Annotated in this window: 24 protein-coding genes and 1 riboswitch; of the genes, 21 read left to right on the top strand and 3 right to left on the bottom strand. The window is 45.0% G+C overall.

All coding sequences use genetic code 11. The annotated features are described in order from the left end of the window. Positions 1-7: 7 nt before the first annotated feature. Positions 8-628 carry a response regulator transcription factor gene (locus tag ACIQZ3_RS06455; protein ID WP_397391427.1) on the bottom strand — a complete coding sequence of 207 codons (621 nt, stop codon included), beginning with the start codon at positions 626-628 and terminating at the stop codon, positions 8-10. A 177-nt stretch (positions 629-805) separates the two neighbouring features. On the opposite strand from ACIQZ3_RS06455, the gene ACIQZ3_RS06460 reads away from it, so the two are divergent. The 3 genes from ACIQZ3_RS06460 to ACIQZ3_RS06470 all read left to right on the top strand — a co-directional run bounded on the left by ACIQZ3_RS06460 (position 806) and on the right by ACIQZ3_RS06470 (position 4375). Then, positions 806-2203 (top strand): aspartate ammonia-lyase, encoded by a 1398-nt coding sequence (locus tag ACIQZ3_RS06460; protein WP_397391429.1) that lies wholly within the window; start codon positions 806-808, stop codon positions 2201-2203. 21 nt (positions 2204-2224) lie between these two features. Then, the gene (locus ACIQZ3_RS06465) at positions 2225-3454 is read left to right on the top strand and encodes a dicarboxylate/amino acid:cation symporter (RefSeq protein ID WP_397391431.1); all 1230 of its coding nucleotides are present in this window, start codon (positions 2225-2227) and stop codon (positions 3452-3454) included. Between the two features lie 144 nt (positions 3455-3598). Continuing rightward, positions 3599-4375 (top strand): arylamine N-acetyltransferase, encoded by a 777-nt coding sequence (locus ACIQZ3_RS06470; RefSeq protein WP_397391433.1) that lies wholly within the window; start codon positions 3599-3601, stop codon positions 4373-4375. A 99-nt stretch (positions 4376-4474) separates the two neighbouring features. Here the strand turns inward: ACIQZ3_RS06470 and ACIQZ3_RS06475 are convergent, their stop codons facing one another. Beyond that, the gene (locus ACIQZ3_RS06475; protein WP_397391435.1) at positions 4475-4600 is read right to left on the bottom strand and encodes a hypothetical protein; all 126 of its coding nucleotides are present in this window, start codon (positions 4598-4600) and stop codon (positions 4475-4477) included. A 149-nt stretch (positions 4601-4749) separates the two neighbouring features. Between ACIQZ3_RS06475 and ACIQZ3_RS06480 the strand changes: the two genes are divergently transcribed. The 17 genes from ACIQZ3_RS06480 (at position 4750) to ACIQZ3_RS06560 (ending at position 21434) form a co-directional block, all read left to right on the top strand. After that, positions 4750-5649 carry a LysR family transcriptional regulator gene (locus ACIQZ3_RS06480; RefSeq protein WP_397391437.1) on the top strand — a complete coding sequence of 300 codons (900 nt, stop codon included), beginning with the start codon at positions 4750-4752 and terminating at the stop codon, positions 5647-5649. A 139-nt stretch (positions 5650-5788) separates the two neighbouring features. Further along, the gene (locus tag ACIQZ3_RS06485) at positions 5789-6703 is read left to right on the top strand and encodes an amino acid ABC transporter substrate-binding protein (protein ID WP_397391439.1); all 915 of its coding nucleotides are present in this window, start codon (positions 5789-5791) and stop codon (positions 6701-6703) included. Positions 6704-6786: 83 nt separating this feature from the next. Beyond that, positions 6787-7524, top strand: coding sequence for an aspartate/glutamate racemase family protein (locus ACIQZ3_RS06490; protein ID WP_397391441.1), 738 nt, complete (start codon positions 6787-6789; stop codon positions 7522-7524). After that, positions 7521-8774 (top strand): FAD-dependent oxidoreductase, encoded by a 1254-nt coding sequence (locus ACIQZ3_RS06495; protein ID WP_397391443.1) that lies wholly within the window; start codon positions 7521-7523, stop codon positions 8772-8774. Before ACIQZ3_RS06490 ends, ACIQZ3_RS06495 begins: the two co-directional genes overlap by 4 nt. A gap of 109 nt (positions 8775-8883) precedes the next feature. Next, positions 8884-9591, top strand: coding sequence for an amino acid ABC transporter permease (locus ACIQZ3_RS06500; protein ID WP_397391445.1), 708 nt, complete (start codon positions 8884-8886; stop codon positions 9589-9591). Then, the gene (locus ACIQZ3_RS06505) at positions 9588-10256 is read left to right on the top strand and encodes an amino acid ABC transporter permease (RefSeq protein ID WP_397391447.1); all 669 of its coding nucleotides are present in this window, start codon (positions 9588-9590) and stop codon (positions 10254-10256) included. The genes ACIQZ3_RS06500 and ACIQZ3_RS06505 overlap by 4 nt, the downstream gene beginning before the upstream one ends. Before the next feature lie 9 nt (positions 10257-10265). After that, complete coding sequence (locus ACIQZ3_RS06510; RefSeq protein WP_397391449.1) at positions 10266-11000, top strand: amino acid ABC transporter ATP-binding protein; 735 nt, start codon at positions 10266-10268, stop codon at positions 10998-11000. A gap of 56 nt (positions 11001-11056) precedes the next feature. After that, complete coding sequence (locus ACIQZ3_RS06515) at positions 11057-11413, top strand: RidA family protein (protein ID WP_397391450.1); 357 nt, start codon at positions 11057-11059, stop codon at positions 11411-11413. Between the two features lie 401 nt (positions 11414-11814). After that, a complete protein-coding gene (locus ACIQZ3_RS06520) occupies positions 11815-12540 on the top strand; it encodes a gluconate 2-dehydrogenase subunit 3 family protein (protein WP_397391452.1) in 726 nt (241 codons plus the stop codon). A 9-nt stretch (positions 12541-12549) separates the two neighbouring features. Next, positions 12550-14319: a GMC family oxidoreductase gene (locus tag ACIQZ3_RS06525; RefSeq protein WP_397391454.1), complete on the top strand. Its 1770-nt coding sequence runs from the start codon at positions 12550-12552 to the stop codon at positions 14317-14319. Between the two features lie 10 nt (positions 14320-14329). Further along, entirely contained in the window at positions 14330-14683 is a 354-nt protein-coding gene (locus tag ACIQZ3_RS06530; protein WP_397391456.1) for a c-type cytochrome, read from the top strand. Between the two features lie 414 nt (positions 14684-15097). Continuing rightward, complete coding sequence (locus ACIQZ3_RS06535) at positions 15098-16405, top strand: MFS transporter (RefSeq protein WP_397391458.1); 1308 nt, start codon at positions 15098-15100, stop codon at positions 16403-16405. Between the two features lie 15 nt (positions 16406-16420). Then, positions 16421-16515, top strand: a riboswitch (glycine riboswitch). A gap of 147 nt (positions 16516-16662) precedes the next feature. Next, entirely contained in the window at positions 16663-17910 is a 1248-nt protein-coding gene (locus ACIQZ3_RS06540) for a D-amino acid dehydrogenase (RefSeq protein WP_397391460.1), read from the top strand. Between the two features lie 47 nt (positions 17911-17957). Next, positions 17958-18155 (top strand): hypothetical protein, encoded by a 198-nt coding sequence (locus tag ACIQZ3_RS06545; RefSeq protein ID WP_397391462.1) that lies wholly within the window; start codon positions 17958-17960, stop codon positions 18153-18155. Positions 18156-18159: 4 nt separating this feature from the next. Further along, positions 18160-18939, top strand: coding sequence for a sulfite exporter TauE/SafE family protein (locus ACIQZ3_RS06550; protein ID WP_397391464.1), 780 nt, complete (start codon positions 18160-18162; stop codon positions 18937-18939). A gap of 57 nt (positions 18940-18996) precedes the next feature. Next, positions 18997-19776, top strand: coding sequence for an FRG domain-containing protein (locus ACIQZ3_RS06555; RefSeq protein WP_397391466.1), 780 nt, complete (start codon positions 18997-18999; stop codon positions 19774-19776). A 605-nt stretch (positions 19777-20381) separates the two neighbouring features. Beyond that, on the top strand, positions 20382-21434 hold the full coding sequence (locus ACIQZ3_RS06560) for a type II asparaginase (RefSeq protein WP_397391468.1): 1053 nt from the start codon (positions 20382-20384) through the stop codon (positions 21432-21434). A gap of 576 nt (positions 21435-22010) precedes the next feature. On the opposite strand, the gene ACIQZ3_RS06565 is transcribed toward ACIQZ3_RS06560, so the two are convergent. Further along, positions 22011-22325: a DMT family transporter gene (locus ACIQZ3_RS06565; protein WP_397391470.1), complete on the bottom strand. Its 315-nt coding sequence runs from the start codon at positions 22323-22325 to the stop codon at positions 22011-22013. A 178-nt stretch (positions 22326-22503) separates the two neighbouring features. Between ACIQZ3_RS06565 and ACIQZ3_RS06570 the strand changes: the two genes are divergently transcribed. Continuing rightward, the coding region (locus ACIQZ3_RS06570; protein ID WP_397391472.1) for a transposase at positions 22504-22726 on the top strand (223 nt) is incomplete at its 3' end.

Here is a 22726-nt window from a genome sequence, read left to right on the forward strand (position 1 = left end):
GGGCTTCTTATTTAAGAAGTTGTTGTAGCTTGCGGTGGGTTGAGGTGAGCGCCTGAAGTGTTTTGATGCCCAGTTTTTCCATTGCCCTAGCTTTGTGGGGTTTAATAACTGATTCTGATACGTTGCGGTCAAGGGCAATATGCTTGATGAGTTTTCCGTCGGCCAACTCCTGAAAAGTCTCCTTTTCTTTTGGCGTCAGGGTATGGAATCTCGCAATTAGATGCCTATCTTTATCGTCATCCTCTAGTGTTTTTTCAATAAACACTTTGAGCTCGAGCAGTTCGAATGGTTTTAATAGAAATTGATAGGCACCGTTTCTCATCCCATCAATAATTTGCTGCGGGCGACTTTGACCGCTGATGAAAATTATTGGGGTCTTAACCCCCAATTTAATCAGTTGATTTTGCACGTCAACCCCGCTCATTTCTGGCATCTGCATATCAAGCAGAATAACTCCAGGCGATTGAATTTCATGGGCTTGATGAAGAAATTTCTCTGGCGAGGAAAAAATTTTCGTTTGATAGTTCATTCGCTCTAGGGCCAATCTAAGCGACCATCGAACATTCTCGTCATCATCGATGAGGTATATGGTGGCTTTGTTTGTGTTGGGCGAGGGTGGGTTGAGCACTGCACCTTCTAATGATGGTAGTTATTTATTCTATTTATCTTAATTTTATCATTTTTCATAGAATCCATGGTGGCAAGGGTTTTCATGGGTGGCTTATGGGGTAGTAGTCGAAAACCTTGGTTTCCTATACATTTCTGGCTGTAAATATGAATTAAAAGATGGGAATGGAGGTGTTGGGTGGCTAAATTTAGATCTGAGCATGATTTATTAGGCGAGGCTTTTGTCCCTAGCGAAGCGTATTGGGGAATTCATACGCTTAGGGCGGTTGAGAATTTCCCCATATCAGGACTTCCGATTTCCAGTTATCCGGAACTCATTAGAGCCTTAGCTTATGTAAAGGAGGCTGCGGCTACGACTAACATTGAACTTGGCCATCTTGATCAAGCGCATGGGGCTGCCATCATCAGGGCGTGCCGAGAAATTGCGGAGGGTGCCCTCCATGAGCAATTTGTCGTGGATGTTATTCAGGGCGGCGCTGGCACCTCGACCAATATGAATGCGAATGAGGTGATAGCAAACCGAGCCTTGGAGATGTTGGGGCGAGAAAAGGGTGACTATGAAGTTCTCCACCCCATCAATCATGTCAATATGTCGCAAAGTACGAATGATGTCTATCCAACTGCTCTGCGCTTGGCAACATGCTTTGCGATACCAAAGTTGCTAACAGCCATGTCTGATTTGAGGCACGCATTTATTGATAAGTCCAAAGAGTTTGATGACGTATTGAAAATAGGTCGTACTCAATTGCAAGATGCTGTACCCATGACCTTGGGGCAGGAATTTTTAACATATGCCGTGATGCTTGAGGAGGATGAGGCAAGGTTGCGCGAGGCAATTGATTTAATGCGGGAGGTCAATTTGGGCGGCACAGCGATTGGTACGGGCATCAATACCGACGTGAAGTATGCTACGCGCTCTGTGGCGCTGTTACGAGAATTATCCGGGGTCGAGCTTCGTTTATCTGATAATCTTATTGAGGCTACACAAGATTGCGGTGCTTTTGTTCAGCTCTCTGGGGTGCTAAAAAGAATTGCAGTAAAAATATCCAAGGTTTGCAATGATTTGCGCTTGCTTTCCAGTGGGCCGCAGTCAGGTTTTAATGAAATTAATTTACCCGCTCGTGCGGCTGGCTCCTCGATTATGCCTGGTAAGGTAAATCCAATTATTCCCGAAGTGGTTAATCAAGTTGCTTTTGAGGTGGTAGGAAACGACATCACCATCACCATGGCTGCTGAGGGTGGTCAACTGCAATTAAATGCATTTGAGCCCATCATTGCACATAGTATATTCAAAAGTATTGAGCACTTGGTTGGCGCCTTTACCACCCTGCGTATGCACTGCGTGGAAGGCATAACCGCCAATAGAGAGTTTCTATTGGAGCGCGTCAGCGCATCAGCTGGTTTGGCGACAGCGCTCAATCCTCATATTGGCTATGAAAATGCCACATTAATTGCCAAGAGGGCTTTGGCCGAAAATCGCTCCGTCAAGGAGTTGGTGCTTGAGCTTGGCCTTGTTAACGAGGCTGATCTTGAGCGCCTTCTTCACCCGATTTCTTTAACTACCCCAGGCATCTAGACTTTTAGCAATAGGACGAATATGAACTCCAAAAAACTTACAAACTTTATTTTTTTCGCGTTGCTATTGGGGGTGGCGGTGGGCTATCTTGTCAATGCCAATGGAAGTGACTCCGGATTTGCCGCTAAATATGCCTCCTACGCCGCCATCCTGACCGATATTTTTATGCGGCTCATCAAAATGATTATTGCCCCCCTTGTCTTTTCAACCCTGGTGGTTGGCATGGCTCGAATGGGAGGCGCCGCGGAAATTGGGCGCGTTGGGTTTAAAACGTTTGGCTGGTTTATTCTTATGTCGACGCTCTCCCTATTGATGGGATTATTGTTGGTAAATTTTTTCCAGCCCGGAGTGGCTTCGGGTTTAGTGTTGCCTGATGCTGGGGCGGCTGTTAGTCTAAATAAGTCCAGCTTAAATTTGGCGGATTTTGTACGTCATGCATTTCCTGCTAGCATCATGGATGCAATGGCAAAAAATGAGGTTTTGCAGATTGTAGTTTTTTCTCTCTTTTTTGGGGTGGCTGCCGCTGGCTTTGGTGATCGTGCTCAGGAGTTAGTTCGCAATCTAGACATGCTTTCGCACATCATGCTCAAGATCACAAGTGCAGTTATGAAGTTTGCGCCAATTGCAGTGTTTGCCGCGGTATCTGTGGTGATTGCAAAAAATGGCCTCTCTATTTTGCTGGTTTACGGCAAATTCATGTTGAGTTTCTATGCTGCAATATTGGTGCTTTGGTTTGTCATCATTCTCGCCGGATTTGCGGTTCTAAGGACTAAGGTATTTCGACTGGTTTCTATGTTGCGTCAACCCCTATTGCTTTCTTTTACGACCGCAAGCTCCGAGGCTGCATACCCTGTCACGCTAGAACAGGTTGAGCGATTTGGCTGCAAAAATAAAATTGCTTCTTTTGTTTTACCAATGGGATATTCATTTAATCTTGATGGTTCAATGATGTATTGCACTTTTGCCGCGGTCTTTATTGCTCAAGTGTATGGCATCGATATGCCGCTCTCTGAGCAGCTCTTGATGCTGTTGGTGTTGATGGTGACGTCCAAGGGTATTGCGGGTGTCCCGCGCGCGTCTTTGGTTGTAATTGCCGCCACCCTCTCGCAGTTTGATTTGCCTGAGGCCGGAATTTTATTGATATTGGGCATTGACCATTTTTTGGATATGGCTAGATCAGCGACTAATGTTTTGGGTAATGGTGTTGCAACTGCCGTGATATCGAAATGGGAGGGTGAACTTAAGGCCTAAATAGTTTGGCGGTTAAGTTTCTTTGGGCGCATGGCAAGGGTTTGCTCTAATTAATAGATCCTCAGTTGAAAATGAGTGGGGAATCGATGGGACATGGTTACACATTGGCCGGAGTATTCACGATAAATTTGAATGGAGGATTGAGTGCAGGCAACTAATTTCTCTTTAACCCAGTACTGCAAAAGAATTGCTTATGATGGCGAGTTAAATGCGGACGCAGCCACCATCCATCAGTTGATGCAACATCAACTGATGACCGTCCCTTTTGAGAATCTCGATGTGCAGGCGGGAAAGATCATTTCACTGGTACCAGAGGAGATCGTAGAAAAGATCATCGAGCGCAATCGAGGTGGATACTGCTATGAAGTAAACGGTCTTTTTGCCATGGCCTTAGAAGCGCTTGGAATTGAGTATCAATTTATAGCAGCGCGGCCGATGTTTTATCCAGTTAGACGCCCAAAAACTCATATGGCAATTGTGGCGAAAATTGATGGCAAGCAATGGCTTTGTGATCTGGGGTTTGGCTCATATGGTGTTCGTGCGCCGATTGATTTGGGGGAGTGTGAGAAGTCGATTAAACAAGATTGCGATCTCTTTATGCTAAACAAGTCTGGTACGAACGAGTATTTGTTAAGCGCGTGTGTTGAGGGTTCCTGGGCAAAGCAATATGCCTTTGATTTATCGCCCTGGGAGTGGATTGATTTTGTTCCGGCAAACTACTTAAACTCGACTCATCCTGATGCGATCTTTGTGCAAAAGAGGTTGGTGATTATCCAGAATGTATCTGGAAGAATTATTCTCCTGGGAAATGCCTTGAAGGTGGTTCATCAAGAGGATGTTACCAAGCTAGATGTTGAGGATTCAGATTTGGATCAGGTATTGCAGACCTATTTTGGCCTATCTGCAGCTAGGGTCGTATAAAAGATTCGGGTATCCGCGCTATGTTTTCAAGGGCCAATCCTTTTTAATGGGCATATTTAAGCAAGAATGGCGATAGTCAACATTTGAAAGACCCATGAATTATGGCCTGTCAGATGCACCTGCGGTATTTCCTGATGTTTCGGCGTTGGCCAAATTTGAGTTATTTAATGCGGCAATGAGAGGGTGAAGGAACATCTGTTGTTCCGGGGATTGAAGGTTAATCATAGCGTGACCCTTATAGCAATGAGTCTTGAGGGTTTTACTGAGCTGTGGGCGCCTGAAGCGTTGAGTTGACTCACACTCTGAGCGCCTTGATAAGTAGCTCTCTATTATTTATGTGGACTCCTATGGGGCCATTGACTGATTGACTAAAGATGAATCTAAAGCATATTGAGGCATTTAACGCCATTATGATTACAGGCTCAGCTAGCGCTGCTGGGAAATTGCTTAACATATCGCAATCAGCTGTTACCCAGACCGTTCAACATGCCGAGCTGCGTTTGGGGTATCAGTTATTTTCAAGACAAAGTAATCGACTGGTTCCAACGGGTGAGGCTCATTCCCTATATCCAGAGGTGCAAAAAGTCATACAGCAGCTTGAGTCCGTAAGGCGGCTTGCACAATCCTTAAATGGTGGCGGGGAGTCGCAGATTAAGATATTGATTACCCCTTCCTTGGCCACTAATGTATTACCTAGGGCTTTAAGTGCATTTAGGAATAAGTTCCCAAAGATATCTATATCAATTAGAACATTGCATTCTGGCGAAATTGCTAAGGCGATTGCTCTGCAAGAGGGTGATGTTGGGATTGTGTATGGAAGTCAGGGGCACCCTGCCTTGATTGAGGAAAAAATCGCTGTCGGCAAATTGGTTTACCTAAGTGGGGCAGGCAGAGGAGGTATTGGGCGTAAAACCATCTCCCTTGAAGAAGTAGTTCGCAACCCATTTATTCGTATACACGAAAACGATCACTTAGGTGCAATGTTGGCGGCTCAATGCTTGCATTTGGGTTATCGACTGGAAGGAGGTATTGCCGTGCAAACTCATCACATTGCCATGGTTTTAGCTGAGCAGGGTTTTGGGCCCGCTGTTGTGGATTCCTTTACAGCCTTTACGTCGAAAACAAAATTGGATTTAAAAATTTTGATGCCCGAGATACCCGTGGAGATTTGCTCTTTAATCTCTCGGGGGGCTGGATTAGCAAATTCCAGCGCTTTCTTTATAGAGGCATTCAAAGCTGTGGCTTCGACACATTGGTTTGATGCTGATGATTGATTAATCTTCGCCTGATTTATATTTCTCCCAGGGCTAGGGTTTATGCCAACATAAGAAAAGCTAATGCTGCCTAAGCTAAAAGTAATCAACGGCTACTGATTAATACCCTAAAATTTTCCTTATACACATTGAGGAAAATATGAAAAAAAGTCTATCCACAAATACTGCGTTTATTAGCATTGGCTTTATCTCTGCCGTAATATTTTCTGCATTTAGTGCAAATGTAATTGCTGACTCAGTCTTGGATAGAGTCAAGTCATCGGGTGTCATGACGATTTCCTATAGAGAATCTTCAATCCCGTTTTCATATTTAGGTGATAACGGGCGTCCAGTTGGGTTTAGTTGGGAGATTTGCAACAAGATTGCAGATGAGGTAAAAAAACAAGTTGGTAGACCTGATATGGTAATTGCATCTCAGGCTGTTACCTCACAAAATCGCATCCCGCTACTGCAAAATGGAACAATAGACTTAGAGTGCGGTTCAACAACCAATAGCTCTGAGCGCGCCAAGCAGGTTGCCTTTGCGACCAACTATTTTTATACCGGGACACGATTTTTAACTATGGCCAATAGCGGCATTAAGTCTTTTGCCGACCTTAAGGGCAAAAAATTGGCCGTCACAACTGGCACCACAAATTATCAGGTCCTCAGAAAGTTAAGTGCCGAGCAAAATATCAGCCTTGAGCTGATAGGCGCAAAGGATCACGCGGATGGTTTATTGATGGTCGAGTCTGGAAGGGTTGACGCATTTGCTATGGACGATATTCTTTTGTATGGCTTGCGCGCCTCATCAAAGGATCCCAAGCGACTTATGGTTGTGGGTGATCCAATTCAAGTTGAGCCATACGCAATTATGGTGAATAAGGATGACCCTCAATTTAAAGCTTTGGTAGATAGCGTTATTGCGAATCTCATGAAATCGGGTGAGTTTGATAAGCTGTATAAAAAATGGTTTGAATCAAACATACCCCCAAAAGGGATTAATCTGAATGCGCCAATGAGCAAAGAGCTCAAGGCTAATATGAAGGCGTTATCTGATAAGCCTGCGATCTAATCAAATCCTTCCGATCAATGCGTTCTAACTCTAAGGTTGGGTCGAGGTCAACCCAGGAGTGGTTGCCAAGCCAAGCTAAAAAAATGGGGATATTGGGAGTATTGGGTGGCATGGGACCATTGGCCACTGTTGATTTTATGTCCAAGGTAATTTTGCATACTCCGGCTAGCCAAGATCAAGATCATATCCCCATGCTTGTCAGCTCAATTCCACAGGTGCCAGATAGGACTCTTGCATATAGAGGGGAGGGGGCCTCTCCTCTTGAAGCGATGCTGCTCAATGTTAAGCGACTCGTTGTTGGAGGGGCTAATGGCTTGGTAATCACTTGCAATACAGCGCACTTTTGGTTCGATGAAATTAGAAAAGCAGCGAAACTTCCAATGATTCATATTGCAGATGCTGCGCTAGAGACTGCTGCAAAGGCGACTGGACATCATCCAACTTTGGGATTGTTGGCAACCGATGCAACTGTAGCATCGGGACTCTATTTCAGTCGAGAGGTAAGTGATGTATATGGTGGGCGAATTCAGGCTGAGTGGGTTTTGCCGACAGTCATAGAGATGAATGAATTGGTGATGCCGGGAATTATGGCTGTAAAAGCCGGAAATATTCTAGAGGGGAGGCGACTTCTTTCTCGAGCTGGAAGCTGTCTTAAGCGGCGCGGCGCTATAGCCTTAGTGTTGGGTTGCTCTGAGATTCCAATCGTCCTTAAGTGTGAAGATCTTGATATTTTGTTAATTGACGCTACTGATGCCTTGGCAGAAAAAGCGGTTAATTGGTCTATGAACTATGGTTTTAAAGGCAGCGGGCGGAAGAATTGAAAGTAAAAAATAAAGGAAGTGTATGTGTCATTGGCGCTGGAATTATTGGTGCCACCACTGCATATGCGCTATCAAAAGAGGGGTGGTCTGTTACGGTTGTAGACTCGAATCAAGAGGCTGGCATGGGTGCTAGTTTCGCTAACGGGGCCCAACTGAGTTACTCTTACGTTGAGCCGTTGGCAACCCCAGAGACGCTAAAAAAAATCCCCGTTTGGCTGCTCTCGCGCAGTAGTCCAATACGCTGGTTACCCCAGTTTAATTGGCGTCATATTTTGTGGCTAGCTCAATTCATTTCATATTGCAATGCGAGTAAGGTCAAGCGCACCACAAAGGAGTTGCTGCGGATATCCCATATAACCCAAATGAATTTGGATAGTTGGTTAAGAGATTTAAGCATTGCTGGCGCCGATGTTTCGCTGGAGAAAACTGGAAAGTTAGTTGTTTATAGGGAGGCCAGTGAATTGGCTGCCGTAAACAAGCAGATTAAACTCCAAAAAGAATTTGGCTGCCACCAGGAGATTTTTACTGCCGAGCAGTGCGTTGAAAAAGAGCCATCCCTATCAAGAATAAAACAGGATATTGCGTTCGGTGTATACACCCAAAGCGAGGAGGCTGTTGACTGCCATGCGTTATCCAAACAAATTTTGAAACGTTCTGATGTGCATGAAATTTACATGGCAGAAGTTTTGGATTTTATTGTTGAGGGTGAAAAAATTAAGTCAGTTAACACAAGCCAAGGTGAGATTGTTGCTGATCAGTTTGTTATTGCGGCGGGGAATGACGCCAATACATTGCTGCGCAAAATTAATAGGAGTTTATTGATAGAGCCAATCAAAGGATACAGCGTGAGTTTTCCGATTGTGAATATGGATTTAGCGCCAAATGGATCAATTACTGATCAAAACCGTAAAGTGGTATTTGCCAGAATAGGGACTACTTTAAGGGTTGCTGGATTTGCTGAGATTGTGGGTCGTAATTTGAAGCTTGATAAGGCTCGAATTGATTCCTTGGTGGCTGAAGCTGAAAGAGTTTTCCCTGGCGCCATAGACCCCAAGAATTTCTCTTCCTGGACGGGCATGAGACCTGCATCACCATCTGGGGTTCCCTATATTGAAAATATTGGGCATAAAAATTTATGGGTAAATGCTGGACACGGATCTTTGGGTTTAACTTTATCCGTGGGGTCAGCAGTGCTCTTGGTTCGAAAGATTGAAGAGTCCGTTGAGTCTAGACCCTTTTCAATCTCCTGACGATGAATTTTTCTAGTTGCCCTTGTAGTGATTCCATGATGACGTCTCTTCGAGTTGTCGTGCCGTGGTCGCGCGCTTTGGCTGCAATTCTTAAATAAGGGAGAATCCTTTGAATTACGCGTTTGATTGGTCGATATTTTTAAGGGGCGTAGGTGGTAAGGAGACTTACCTCACATGGTTGTTAAGTGCCTGGCAATGGACTCTAGTGGTTGCAATATGCGGCTTTGTAGTGGCGCTTATTTTGGGTTTTGTGATGGGTGTATTTAGAACAACTGGTAATCGGTATCTGGTTTTTATTGGAGCAGCCTGGACTGAATTATTTCGCAATATTCCTCTCTTGGTGCAGCTATTCCTTTGGTATTTTGTGGTGCCAGAGTTATTGCCAATTGCTAAAGCTTTACCAAGTTTTATGTTGGTTGTAATGGCCTTAGGACTATTTACTTCATCTCGCATTTCTGAGCAAATAAAGGCCGGGATTAATGCCATTCCAACAGGCCAGACTAATGCGGCGCTTGCCCTTGGTCTTACTAAAGTTCAAATGTATCGATATATTTTGCTCCCAGTAGCATTTAGGGTGATATTGCCGCCCTTGACTAGTGAGGCTATGAATATTATCAAAAATTCGTCTGTTGCATTTGCGATTGGTATTGCTGAGTTAACGATGTTTGCGATGCAGGCGCAAGAAGAGACATCGAGGGGAATTGAAATCTACCTCGTTGTAACGGGGCTATATTTTTTATCTGCATTTATTGTGAATATTCTGTGTGGTTTCCTTGAAAAGACGATTCTGATTCCAGGCTTTGCGGGGGCGAAATGATTGATTTGGACTTTAGCTTTCTCACCTTAAGCGTCGTTTCAACATTCATTCTAAGAGGACTTACTTTTTCGCTATACCTAACAGGCATTGCCATGGTTGGTGGGGTCATTATTGGAACGGTTTTGGCGATGATGAGGTTATCTAGCAGGCGGTGGTTAAGCGTGCCAGCATATTTATATGTAACCTTATTGCGCTCGATTCCATTGGTGATGGTTATCTTATGGGTTTTCTTATTAATCCCCTTGTTTACTGGGAAAACTTTAGGTGCTGAATACTCTGCAATTATTACTTTTACTCTATTTGAGGCTGCGTATTATTCTGAAATCATGCGAGCTGGTATTCAGAGTGTTAGAAAGGATCAAGCAAGCGCGGGATATGCTTTGGGCATGACTTACTTTCAGTGCATGCGGTTCGTTGTTTTACCTCAAGCGCTGCGCAATATGTTGCCAGTGCTGCTTACTCAGACTATTGTCCTTTTTCAGGATACTTCCCTAGTTTATGTTATTGGTGCCTATGATTTATTAAAGGGTTTTGATGTAATATCCAAAAACTTTAATAGGCCAATTGAGGCTTACATGGTTGCAGCTATTCTGTATTTCACAATCTGCTTTGGATTTTCTTTGGTCGTGAAATCCATTCAAAAGAAAACACAAATCATTCGCTAGGAATTTCATATGATCGAGCTCAAAAATATTTCAAAATGGTATGCCAACTTTCAAGTTTTGACGGATTGCACAACTAGCATCAACAAGGGTGAGGTGGTGGTGGTTTGTGGGCCATCGGGCTCGGGCAAGTCCACTCTTATCAAGACAATTAATGCCTTAGAGCCATTTCAGGCTGGTGAGATTACGGTGGATGGAATTCAACTTCATGGCCTAAAAACAAATTTGCCAAAATTGCGCTCCCGAGTTGGGATGGTGTTTCAGCATTTTGAGTTGTTTCCACACCTCTCTATTACTGAAAACCTCACTCTTGCGCAAATGCAGGTTTTGGGAAGGAGTAAGTCGGCGGCATTGGAGCATGGGTTGCAATATTTAGATCGGGTTGGTTTGAGTGCACAGAAGGATAAGTTTCCTGGTCAGCTTTCCGGGGGTCAGCAACAGCGTGTAGCTATTGCGCGCGCGTTAAGCATGGACCCTATCGTCATGTTGTTTGATGAGCCAACATCGGCGCTAGACCCGGAAATGGTTGGAGAAGTTTTGGATGTGATGGTTCAGTTGGCCAACGATGGAATGACTATGATATGTGTTACCCATGAAATGGGTTTTGCAAAAAAAGTTAGCGATAGGATCATTTTTATGGATCAGGGAAGAATTATCGAAGACTGCAGCAAAGATAAATTTTTTTCCGATCCCGTTGCGCTCTCCCCGAGGGCGAAGGATTTTTTATCCAAAATCCTTCATCATTAATGCACATTTTATTTCGCATGAAATCGTATTTAAATAATTAATTAAAGGAGTTTGTAATGGGCGTAGAGAGAAAGTTAGTTGGTCCGAGAATGTCGGATATTGTGATTCACAATGGCGTCATTTATCTGTCAGGGAAGGTGCCTGGAAACCTGGCTGTGGGCATTCAAGAGCAAACGAAGGAAGTGTTAGCGACAATTGAAAGATTACTTGAAGAGGCGGGCTCCGATAAAGCGCATTTATTGCGTGCTGAAATTTGGCTATCATCAATGACTAATTTCGCCTTGATGAATGAGGTTTGGGATTCATGGGTGGTACCAGGCTCAACTCCCACCAGGGCAACGGTTGAAGCAAGACTTGCGCGGCCGGAGTGTTTAATTGAGATTATGGTCACTGCCGTGGTAAAGGCGGAATGAGTTAAAGCAAAATCCCGCATGAAATTCACAGCACATCTACTGTGCGACTCCTTTTTAATGGGGGATTATCAAAATCTCCCGCCTCGGGTGGCGCTGCAAATCAACGTGAGCCATTTAAATTTACATCGCCTTCGTCAGGCTAAGAAAGAATTTTTTATCAAAAAAATAGGGTCAGCTCAATAAAATCCTAGCTCTCAGGTTGGTTGGTGTGTGGAAGTTTTTCAATCTATATATTAAAGAGAAATTCTTTTTTCATGAACTGTACAAGCTGTCTTAATAGATAGCTAGGAAATACCCATGGACGGGAGTTCTTTGGTTCTGGGTTGCCTTAAGATGCAATCTGCAATGTTAATTGCTCTATCTCCAGCTTCTTACAACATTAAATAATGAGAGACATCTCAATGGGTGACATGGATAAAAATTTGCGCAATAGTTCTCGTCGACAACTGCTGAAAGGTGCCCTGATTGGGGGTGCGGCAATAGGTGTTCCAACCATCTCCACGGCGCAATCCTTAGTGGGGGGTAATGCTGGCGATGCATCTATTCCCGTGGCGGCTTATGTTTTTTTTACGCCCGGCGAAGCCAGTTTTATCGAGGCCATGGTGGATCATATGGTGCCTGCAGATGAATTCACTCCCAAGGGGACGGATTTAGGGGTTAATGTTTTCATCGATCGAGCTCTGGCGGGAAGTTGGGGGAAGGGGGATCGCATGTACATGCAGGGGCCATGGCGCGAGGGCACCCCATCTCAGGGCTACCAATCTCCGTTATTGCCTTCTCAGATGTATAGAGCTGGAATTGCCGGCACCAATCAAGCCAGCGAAAAGCGCTATGGTAAATCCTTTGATCTTTTAGATGCCTCCCAAAAAGAGGGGATGCTGAAATCATTAGAGGCGGGAAAGGTTCAATTCGATAGCGGCCTTTCATCTAAAGCCTTTTTTGATGTGCTTTATAAGTCGGTTGTTGAGGGAATGTTTTCAGATCCTATTTATGGTGGTAATGCCAATAAAGCCGCGTGGAAAATGCTTGGTTTTCCTGGTGTTGTACAAACAAACGCCAGAAATATTATTGAATATAAAAATAAACGCTACTCACCAAAAGTGCTGAGTATTGCTGACATGAGCTAAGGCGCTATCGTGACTAAAAAATTTCCAGAAGTAGATGTAGTTATTGTTGGCATGGGCTGGACGGGCGGCATTCTGTCTAAAGAGCTTTCCGAGTCGGGCTTAAAGGTGCTTGCTTTAGAGCGGGGTGCGCCACGATCGGCCGAGGAGGATTTTTCAGTTCCTCGCATGAGAGATGAGTTGGAGTTCGGCTCTCGGCATGGATTGATGCAGGATTTACGTCGCGACACTTTGACTGTTCGCAATACCGTGGACCAAACGGCTTTGCCAATGCGTCAGCTCGGATCATTTCTGCCTGGCGAGGGATTGGGTGGGGCCGGCGTTCACTGGAATGGACATACTTGGCGTTGGACTGATATGGAATTTAAGATTCGTTCAATGTATGAAGAGCGATATGGTAAGAAATTCATTCCTGAGGATATGACGATTCAGGATTGGGGTATTACTTATACAGAGCTAGAGCCGTATTACGATAAGTTTGAAAAAACGGCAGGCATTTCTGGCAAGGCTGGCAATATTGGGGGCGTCACTCAAGAGGGCGGCAATCCATTTGAGGGTCCACGTAAGTCTGGTTACCCACTCCCGCCTCTTGAGCCAAGCCTGGCTTGCGATATGTTTACGAGCGCCGCAAAGAGCATGGGCTTGCATCCATTCCCCATGCCAACCGCTAATGCGTCTAAGCCTTACACCAACCCAGATGGTGCTCAGTTGGGGCAGTGTCAGTACTGTGGCTTTTGTGAGCGTTATGGCTGCGAGGCTAATGCCAAAGGAAGTCCTTTAATTACCGTGATCCCATTTGCAATGAGGCAGTCTACCTTTGAGTTGCGCACGCATAGTGTTGTCACTCAGGTGCATATGGATAAGGTGAAGAAGGTTGCTACTGGCGTTAGCTATACCAATCTTCAAACGGGAGAGGAATGCTTCCAGCCAGCCAAGATTGTAATTTTGGCGGCGTATGCATTAAACAATGTCCATCTAATGTTAACTTCTGGCATTGGGAAGCCTTACGATCCAGTTTCACAAAAAGGGGTTGTCGGTAAAAATTACGCTTATACAACCGGTACAGGCGCCACATTATTTTTTAGTGACAAAAACTTCAATCCATTTATGTCTACTGGCGGCCTATCTATCTTGGTGGATGATTTCAACGGCAATTGGAATTTTGATCGCTCAGGTCCGCAGTTTGTTGGTGGCGCAACCATCAATGGCGGTATGAATCACGGAAGGCCGATTCAATACCATCCTGTGCCTCCTGGTACGCCACGCTGGGGTAAGCCCTGGAAAGAGGCAATGTCTAAATGGTATTTGCGTTCGATGTCTATTGGGTCAAACGGCAGCGTAATGGCAAATAGATACAACTATCTTGACTTGGACCCTACTTACCGTAATGTACTTGGGCAGCCTTTGATGCGAATGACATTTGACTACAAGCCAAATGAACATCGACTCTCAAAATTTACTGCCCAAAAGATTAATGAAATTGGTAGGAGCCTTAACCCCGAAATCATGACGGCACCAAACCCTCGTGTTGCTCCGTGGTCTGTGGTGCCATATCAAAGCACTCACAATACCGGTGGGGCGATCATGGGTACCAATCCATCAAACAGCGTTGTCAATAAATATTGCCAATCGTGGGATGCTCATAACCTATTCGTTGTTGGCGCTTCACTGTTTCCACATAATTCAGCCTATAACCCGACAGGTCCAGTGGGCGCTTTGAGCTATTGGGTCGCTGACGCAATTAAGAATAAGTACATCAAGAATCCAGGTTCACTCATATAGGGAAATAATAATGAAAGTTGCATTATCAGGAGTTTTATTTTTATTTAGCGCAATTGCATCCGCGCAAGACGCATCTGTTGGTAAGGATTTATTTCAGGAATGTGTTGCTTGCCATAGCATTAAGTCTGGAGAGAATCTTGTGGGTCCAAGTCTTGCGGGGACATATGGGAAAAAAGCGGGTGCAGCAGAAGGATTTCGATACTCTGGTCCCCTTAAGAAAAGTGGCCTTACTTGGGATGAGGGCGCCTTAGATGCTTACATTGCCAATCCTCAGGCTGCCATCCCCGGAACTCGAATGCCCTACTCAGGCATGTCTAGCGCAGAGAGCAGAAAAAATCTGATTGCCTATCTGAGGACGTTGTAATGAAAATCCCAGCCTAGGGTTCGGTAGATTCTTTGGGGTTTTAACTAAAGTTATTCGGTCAAAGCCAAAATCGATTGGCGTGTTGGTTATTCTGCATTGGTTAATACGGATGTTGAAACCGCCTTTGCTAGCGAGGTGGTTATCAACACTTTCGGAGCTTCAAATGTCAGCAAGCAAGAGCCTGCATTGGCGGAAAGCGAAGATTTTGTTTTTATGTAGGAAAAGATTTCGGGGTCCTATTTCTTTATTGGTCATGGTGACGGCAGCTCTCATGGTGCCTGCATGATTCAGAGCCCAGAATACAATTTTAATGATTTGAGTCTTCAGAACGGGGCAAAGATGTGGGAGTCCCTAGTTGAGTCTTTCCTTGCATTCAATATAGCTTGATTGCAATATTGCTGTATGGAGACGAATATGAATCACGGTAAATTAGCCCTTAATCCATTTGAAAAATCACCAGCCCGATCCAAATTGGTGTCAATACGATTGGTTGCGGCAACGGTTTCTGGCAATGCTTTGGAGTTCTATGACTTCTTGGCTTATTCATTCTTTGCGGTTTATATTGGAAAAACATTTTTTCCTGCAACTTCAGAATATGCATCCCTGCTTTTATCGGTGGGGGTGTTTGGCGTAGGGTTTTTAGCTCGTCCCTTAGGGGGATTTTTGATTGGTGGGTATGCTGATCGGGTTGGAAGAAAGCCGGCAATGTTACTCACCATTGCTTTGATTACCGTAGGCACTCTTGGTTTAGCAATTACGCCATCATATGAGTCGATTGGCATGGCTGCCCCTATCTGTGTGGTGATCTGTAGATTGATTCAGGGGCTGGCACTGGGTGGGGAGGTGGGTCCTTCAACCGCCTTCCTCATTGAAATTGCACCCCCCAATAAGCGTGGCCTTTATGGTGCATGGCAGCTGGCTAGCCAGGGATTGGCGGCATTATTGGCGGGTGCGATTGGCATGCTCCTAACGACCAGCTTACCTTCGCAAGAGATGCAGGCGTGGGGCTGGAGAGTTCCATTTGCCTTGGGTTTATTGCTCATCCCGGTAGCGATCTATTTGCGTAGGTATATGCCGGAAACATTGCAGCATGGTGACATAGCAAATGGCGCGGCAGCGCAAAAGATGGGTTTAAGAAAATATCGGGGGATTATTGCCTTAGCTATTTTGGTCATTATGGGGGCGAATGTATCAACCTATGTGAGTCATTACATGACGACATATGCTATTTCCACGCTGCATTTTGCGCCAACAGTTGCCCTTGCTGCCACAGTTGCCGGTGGCTTGGCCACATTTATCTTTGCGATCATTGGTGGGTGGCTCAGTGATATTTATGGGCGCAGGCCGGTCATGATTATTCCGCGTGCATTAATCGCATTACTGACGTACCCAGCATTTTTGTATTTAAATACCTATCCAAGCACTACTTCATTGTTGGTAATAACGGCATTCTTGGCTGCCTTAATTGCTACCAGCACTTCAGCATCCATCTCCGCGATTCCTGAATTATTGCCTAGCCATATCAGAGCTTTAGGTCTTTCTATTGCTTACTCAGTAAGTGTGGCTATTTTTGGGGGCTCAACTCAATTAATTATCACTTGGTTGATTGGTTTCACGGGTGACCCAACCTCGCCCTCTTGGTACGTTACCATCATCAGCCTGATCACGTTGATTGCAATGTATGCCTTACCAGAGGGTCGCGATAAAATGTTGAATCTTTAGTGCTGCAATGGATTATTGGTGATATCGGGAGAGACTGCTGGTATTAGGCTGGCAGCGCCGAAGGAGCAACCGCCCCGGAAACTCTCAGGCAAATGAACCGGTATCAATTTGAAACTCTGAAGAGTTGTTGGCTAGCGTCAGCCAGCGCACCGCAGGATCAAGCAAATGCCTTGTGTATTTGTGAATATCTCAGGTCCAGAACAGAGGGGGCTCCTTGGGTATTGGCCTGGGAAAAATTGACGTTTTGGAGGTTCAGAATGAAATCATTTGTCATTATTGGTGGCGGTATCACTGGCGTCACCACTGCATACGTTCTCGCAAAGCGCGGTTATGATGTCACCCTCATCGAGCGCCATCGTTATGCTGGGATGGAAACATCTTATGCTAACGGTGGTCAGCTTTCGGCTTCCAATGCTGAGGTATGGACCCATTGGTCTACCATTGTGAAGGGTATGAAGTGGGCTTTCAAAAAAGATGCCCCTCTATTAATAAACTTGAAACCAGATTGGCATAAGGCTTCATGGTTCGCTGAATTTATTTCATCAATACCTAGCTACAAAAGTAATACTGTTCAGACTACACGTATGGCGATAGAGGCCAGAAAATATCTTCTGTCTTGGGCAAAGGAAGAGGGTATTGATTTTGATTTAAAGCGTGAGGGAATCTTGCATATCTACCGGGATAAGCCAGGCTTTGATCATGCTGCAAATGTATCAAAAATGCTGGCTGATGGGGGTTTAGACCGCATTTCTGTGACACCAAATGAGATGAAAGAAATTGAGCCTACCTTGGCTGGGAAATACTACGGCGGCTACTTTACTGAAACAGACTCAACTGGAGATATTCATAAGTTTACTTTTGGATTATCCGAAGCTGCCGCTAGTTTGGGTGTAAAAACCATCTACGATCATGAAGTAACTTCAGTTAAATCGGATGGTAATCGCGTCAACCTGACAATGAGAAAAGCTGGGCAAGTTAATGAACTCATTTTTGATAATGTGATTGTTTGTGCGGGGGTTGCTAGTCGCAGTATTGCATCTCAGCTGGGTGACCGAGTTAATGTCTACCCAGTTAAGGGCTACTCAATCACAGTCAATTTGAGCGATAAGGCAAGCCAAGAGGGTGCGCCCAATGTCAGCCTTTTGGACGATGAGACAAAGTTGGTTACTAGCCGCCTGGGACTTGATCGCTTCAGGGTTGCTGGAACCGCTGAATTTAATGGCGTCAATCGTGATATTCGTTCTGATCGAATTAAGCCATTGGTTGATTGGGTTAATGGATGTTTCCCCGAGGTAAGTACTCGCTCGATAGTTCCATGGGCAGGTTTGCGCCCAATGATGCCTAATATGATGCCAAGGGTTGGAAGGGGCAATAAACCTAACGTTTACTACAACACAGGTCACGGCCATCTTGGTTGGACGCTATCAGCCTGCACCGCTGAAATGATTGGTGATGTTATTCAGTTTGGAGGGGCGTCTGCTAGTACGAAAGTGGTGCAAGTTTAAATTCCTCTATACATCACTGGGTGCGCATTGCATTAAAGAAAATTAAGATGCGACCTACGAAATCAAAGCCCTATGGTCAAGCATTGCGTAATCGCAATGCATTGGATGCTGCGAGCCTGATTATGCAAAGCGCAATTTCGCGCAACGAATCTAGGGGCGGGCACTTTAATGAAGATTTTCCAAGTCAAGCCCACCCCAATAAGACATCGATTGACGGCATGAATAAATCCTACTATCAAGGTTAATCAGATGATCATTTTTATTCTTGGCGGAACTATTGCGGGCTTATTGGCGGGTTTGTTTGGGATTGGAGGTGGGGCCTTAGTGATCCCTATATTAATTGGCGTTTATAAGGCTGCCGATATGAGTTCAACCGACTCTATCCGCCTTGCATTTGGCACCTCTCTAGCGATTATGGCCTTTACGGGGCTATCATCATTTATAAGCCAGCTAAAGGCTGGCAATGTAGATTTAGGGTGGTTCAAAAAACTCTATCTTGCCTCTGGAATTGGTGCATTCATTGGGGCTTTGATTGCCACGCAGATTCCTGGGATATGGTTAACAATCGCGCTTACGGCGATGCTCTTTTATTTTGGAATAAAGCTTCTGGGGTTGCTGTCTGGCAGCATGGAGGGCTCACCGCTTTTTGCACGTTTTTATGTTGTTGCTGGATTCTTTTCTGGGGCAACTTACTCGTTAGCAGGCCTGGGTGGCGCTTCAGTGATGACGTTTTACTTAATGAAGGTGGGTTTACCATTGCGCAAAGCCATAGGCACTGCTACAGGTGTTATTTTGCCAATTTCCTTGGGGGCTGTGATGGGGTTTGGCATCACCTCGGGAATGCCGCATGATTGGCGCTGGGGTTATATTGATCTATACGCTTTATTGTTAATGAGCTTATGCTCAATTCCCGCCTCTAAAATAGGGGTGAAATTGGCTGGACTCATTTCAACCACTTACCTGAGAAAAGCATTTGGCTTATTGATGGTTGGGTTGGCGATTAAAACAGCAGTGGTCAGTCTTGTGTAGCCCCATAGACCTGCTCTATGGCGATCTTTGTAGTGATATTAAATATTTAAGGTTTAGATGGAAGCAATTCGCATTCAAACGTGGGGGCAGTTTATTGACCTTATTTCACGGTTTGATGGGTGGATCTTTCGAGGTCAAGAAGATGCAAATTGGTCACTAGATTCTTCTTTATCGAGATATCTAGCCCAATACATTCCCGACGCAAGGGAGTGGCCGATTCGAGAGGAGCGGGCCCTGCGTATCTTTAGGCGCAAGGCTCATAATTTTCTAGATGATCCCACTGTATTGGATGATGATTTGCGTTGCCTTGCCTTAATGCAGCATCATGGGGCCCGCACTCGAATGCTTGACTTTACCAAGTCGCCTTTTGTGGCCGCATTTTTTGCGCTCTGTGATGCCAAAAATGATTGCGCTGTTTTTGCATTGGATACTCCAAGACTCTGGAGAAGGTCCCCAATGCAAGACCCTGAGTTAACAAGATCCACTATTGATCCAAGAGCTAAGGGCAATTTTGCCAAATATTTTTTACCTAATGCCCATGAATTGCTATGGGTTGGCGAACCCAGGCAAATGGATCGAAGGCTAGTAGCCCAGTCGGGTACTTTTGTGGTGCCAGGGGTATTAAATAAGACCCTTGACCAAATTATTGATAACTATCAAACAGACCCGGGGTTGATTAAGAAGATTATCCTCTCGCAATCCATGCGCTTTGAGGCCATGCAGGCACTCTATCGCATGAATATTACCCATTCAACCCTATTCCCTGACTTGGATGGTCTTGCGCGATCGATGGCTTATGAGCTAGAAATGACGTGGGTTGGTTACAAGAACGATTAAGGCCGGTTCTTGGTTGGCAGAGTCGTTGATTGATCCTTCACAAATATTGGTAACATCACCCAAAATGATGTCTTATTGAAAATGAAGAGTCAATCTTTTGCAATAAATGCAGCGTTTATTGTGGCGACCCACGCCGGAATGAATCACCAGACCACTTTCTGATGGAACGACTGCCAACTTTGAATTGGAATGAGTGGCAAGGTAATTCCCCCCCCTCATTAACCACCGCCCTCAGCAGTAGGATTAATTAAGCAACCATGGCTCAATCTACAGCAAGCCTACGACTTGAAGGTGGCCCAAAAGGCGGTGGCCAAGAAGATCGAAAGGGAAGTGCAGCCTTTGCATGTTTAATCGCTATCAAGGAGTGTATTTCTAACTCCGCCCCCTTGAGGTCCTCCCAGCATCTGAGGAATTTATAGGACTTGTAATGCCGGAGGGGGCTTAACTACTTCAGGTTGGATTTTCAATCATATACTGGCTTAATAGCCAGCTATGATTAATACCTACGTAAGCTTCAAAATCACCAATAGAAATTCATAATTGCCACTTTGCTAGGGCCTCATGCGCTAGCTTGGCTTTATTCATCCACTTGAAGGCGATTGATCATGATGAATTACTTGAAGATTTTTGTGGCGATATTGATGTGTTTCGCAATGGGCGCATTTGCTCAATCCAACGTTATTATTTTGGCTACTGGCGGTACGATTGCTGGCGCCGGTGCTCAGTCGACCAATAGTGCGAGTTATCAGGCAGCCAAGGTTCCAGTGGATCAGCTTTTGCTTGGCGTACCTGAATTAAACAGGGTCGCTAAAGTGAGGGGTGAGCAAGTGTTCCAAAAGGCCTCTGAGAGTTTGACGGATGAAGATATTGTTTTGCTTGCTAAGCGGGTAAGTGCCCTGGCAAAGCGGTCGGATGTCGATGGAATCGTGATTACACATGGTACGGATACGTTAGAGGAGACCTGTTTATTTCTGTCGATAACTGTCCATACTGATAAACCTGTGGTGTGCGTTGCCTCTATGAGGCCTAGTACGGCCATGAGCGCCGATGGACCGCTGAATTTACTAAGCGCAGTTACCGTCGCCGCTGATCGACAGTCGCGCGCCAAGGGTGCTTTGATAGTGATGAACGACGAAATCTTGTCGGCTCGCGATACCTCGAAAATGATGAACATCAAGCCAAATGCCTTTATTTCACCTTGGGGGGCTTTGGGAATGGTGCTGGAGGGCAAGACGTATTATTTTCGGACCCTGGCAAAGCGTTTTGGTAAGCATTCAGAGTTTAATATCGATGAAATCAGTACTTTGCCCGATGTTAGGGTGATCTATGGTCATGGCAATGCAAAGTCGGACTTATATTATGCGGCAGCGCAAGCGGGTGCGAAGGCGATTATTCATGCGGGGACGGGTAATGGTTCTGTTGCTGGCGCCGTCACTCCCACCCTATTGGAGTTGCGCTCCAAAGGCATGCAGATTGTTCGCAGCTCCCATGTCAATGCGGGTGGATTTGTGTTGAGAAATGCGGAGGCCAATGATGATCAAAATGGATGGGTTGTTGCGCACGATTTTAATCCGCAAAAGGCTAGAATATTGACCGCACTTGCCTTAACTAAAACCTCTGACCCAAAAGAAATCCAAAGAATATTTTGGGAATATTAAGGGCATTGGGTTTTGCATCAATCCCGAATCTGACCTGCGTTGATTTTTAGTGTCGCCCCAACTGGCAGTGGTGCTAAATTGACAGCAGTTCAGCTGTTGTTGCCAAGCATGCGCCGCCAAGTGACCGCCTTCTTTTGGGGTGTGCCTCAGGGGTAATTCAAATTGTTATTTATAAAAACAGCGCTAGTGCAAATGGGCTCAATACAATACTTGGAAAATTGGAGCTTCTTGGCGGTGGCAATAGTTTTATGTTCGAAATTAATATTGCCCAAATGACCTGTCAAATCGGCCTATCGCAAAAATCCTATCATGAGAAAAATCTGAGATCGACTTGCGCATAGCAAAATTAATCCCCAAATAAAGCAGAATTCTTTTGAGAAATTACCTTTTAGAGTCTATCTATTGCATAGGATTGGTGTTGACCCCTAGGGATGCTAACCGGGGTTATGTAAGCTCCCTGTTATTCCCTGTAATTTCCCTGATAGCGGAGTAGCATACAAAGACGGAATGGGTGCTGACTGCACCCACCACCAAGAAATATCAAAACCCCTCGGGTGGTTTTTCATTTGGGATCAGCTATCCCAACTTCAACAAAATGACCCCAAGCAGAATCAATGCGGCGCCAAGCCAGCGAATTGGATTGTTGGGGTCACCAAAAACTAATACACCAATAGCAAAAGTACCCACTGCACCAATGGAAGTCCATACCGCATAAGCTGTTCCAATCGGGATGCCTTTTAATGAATACCAAAGTAAGAATCCACTAAGCGCCATACTTGTTCCAGCGAAGGCCATGCCCCAGATTTTCATGCTGTCATTGTCCGATAGCTTTAATCCAAGCGGCCAACCAATCTCAAAAACACCTGCCATTAATAGAGATAGCCAGTACATGTTGATCCTAGAGTTAATCAAAGAGCTTATCTTATCAAAGTTTCTCGAGCCGTAAATCAGGATTAGGTGTTTTCGGCTCAGTCGATTCCGCCCTGGGCCACCAAGAAACACTAAAACCACCCGAATGAACTGACCCACAAAAGTTGGACGCCAAGTCCAACCAAGGGGGTTCAGTTTTATGAGCAAATACAGTCCGCAGTTCAAGCTAAAAGTAGTTAAAGACTATTTAAAGTCAGGCGGCCAAAGGCGGCTTGCTCATTTGTATGAGATCAATACCTCTGACATTCGTAAATGGACTCTAAGCTATCAATCGAACGGACTCTCTAGTCTAAAAAAGAGGGTTTATCAGCACTACACTCCCGAGTTCAAGAAGTCCGTTATTCAATACGTTAAAGCTCATG

The organism is Polynucleobacter sp. (assembly GCF_044342855.1).
Classification (GTDB): domain Bacteria; phylum Pseudomonadota; class Gammaproteobacteria; order Burkholderiales; family Burkholderiaceae; genus Polynucleobacter.

Excerpts from the sequence above, each read along its gene's own strand:
- ACIQZ3_RS06560 (WP_397391468.1), top strand. The coding sequence starts at position 20,382 with ATGATGAATTACTTGAAGATTTTTGTGGCGATATTGATGTGTTTCGCA.
- ACIQZ3_RS06555 (WP_397391466.1), top strand. The coding sequence starts at position 18,997 with ATGGAAGCAATTCGCATTCAAACGTGGGGGCAGTTTATTGACCTTATT.
- ACIQZ3_RS06480 (WP_397391437.1), top strand. The coding sequence starts at position 4,750 with ATGAATCTAAAGCATATTGAGGCATTTAACGCCATTATGATTACAGGC.
- ACIQZ3_RS06510 (WP_397391449.1), top strand. The coding sequence starts at position 10,266 with ATGATCGAGCTCAAAAATATTTCAAAATGGTATGCCAACTTTCAAGTT.
- ACIQZ3_RS06540 (WP_397391460.1), top strand. The coding sequence starts at position 16,663 with ATGAAATCATTTGTCATTATTGGTGGCGGTATCACTGGCGTCACCACT.
- ACIQZ3_RS06530 (WP_397391456.1), top strand. The coding sequence starts at position 14,330 with ATGAAAGTTGCATTATCAGGAGTTTTATTTTTATTTAGCGCAATTGCA.
- ACIQZ3_RS06475 (WP_397391435.1), bottom strand. The coding sequence starts at position 4,600 with ATGATTAACCTTCAATCCCCGGAACAACAGATGTTCCTTCACCCTCTC.
- ACIQZ3_RS06520 (WP_397391452.1), top strand. The coding sequence starts at position 11,815 with ATGGGTGACATGGATAAAAATTTGCGCAATAGTTCTCGTCGACAACTG.
- ACIQZ3_RS06515 (WP_397391450.1), top strand. The coding sequence starts at position 11,057 with ATGGGCGTAGAGAGAAAGTTAGTTGGTCCGAGAATGTCGGATATTGTG.
- ACIQZ3_RS06535 (WP_397391458.1), top strand. The coding sequence starts at position 15,098 with ATGAATCACGGTAAATTAGCCCTTAATCCATTTGAAAAATCACCAGCC.
- ACIQZ3_RS06565 (WP_397391470.1), bottom strand. The coding sequence starts at position 22,325 with ATGTACTGGCTATCTCTATTAATGGCAGGTGTTTTTGAGATTGGTTGG.
- ACIQZ3_RS06490 (WP_397391441.1), top strand. The coding sequence starts at position 6,787 with ATGGGGATATTGGGAGTATTGGGTGGCATGGGACCATTGGCCACTGTT.
- ACIQZ3_RS06465 (WP_397391431.1), top strand. The coding sequence starts at position 2,225 with ATGAACTCCAAAAAACTTACAAACTTTATTTTTTTCGCGTTGCTATTG.
- ACIQZ3_RS06550 (WP_397391464.1), top strand. The coding sequence starts at position 18,160 with ATGATCATTTTTATTCTTGGCGGAACTATTGCGGGCTTATTGGCGGGT.
- ACIQZ3_RS06545 (WP_397391462.1), top strand. The coding sequence starts at position 17,958 with ATGCGACCTACGAAATCAAAGCCCTATGGTCAAGCATTGCGTAATCGC.
- ACIQZ3_RS06485 (WP_397391439.1), top strand. The coding sequence starts at position 5,789 with ATGAAAAAAAGTCTATCCACAAATACTGCGTTTATTAGCATTGGCTTT.
- ACIQZ3_RS06505 (WP_397391447.1), top strand. The coding sequence starts at position 9,588 with ATGATTGATTTGGACTTTAGCTTTCTCACCTTAAGCGTCGTTTCAACA.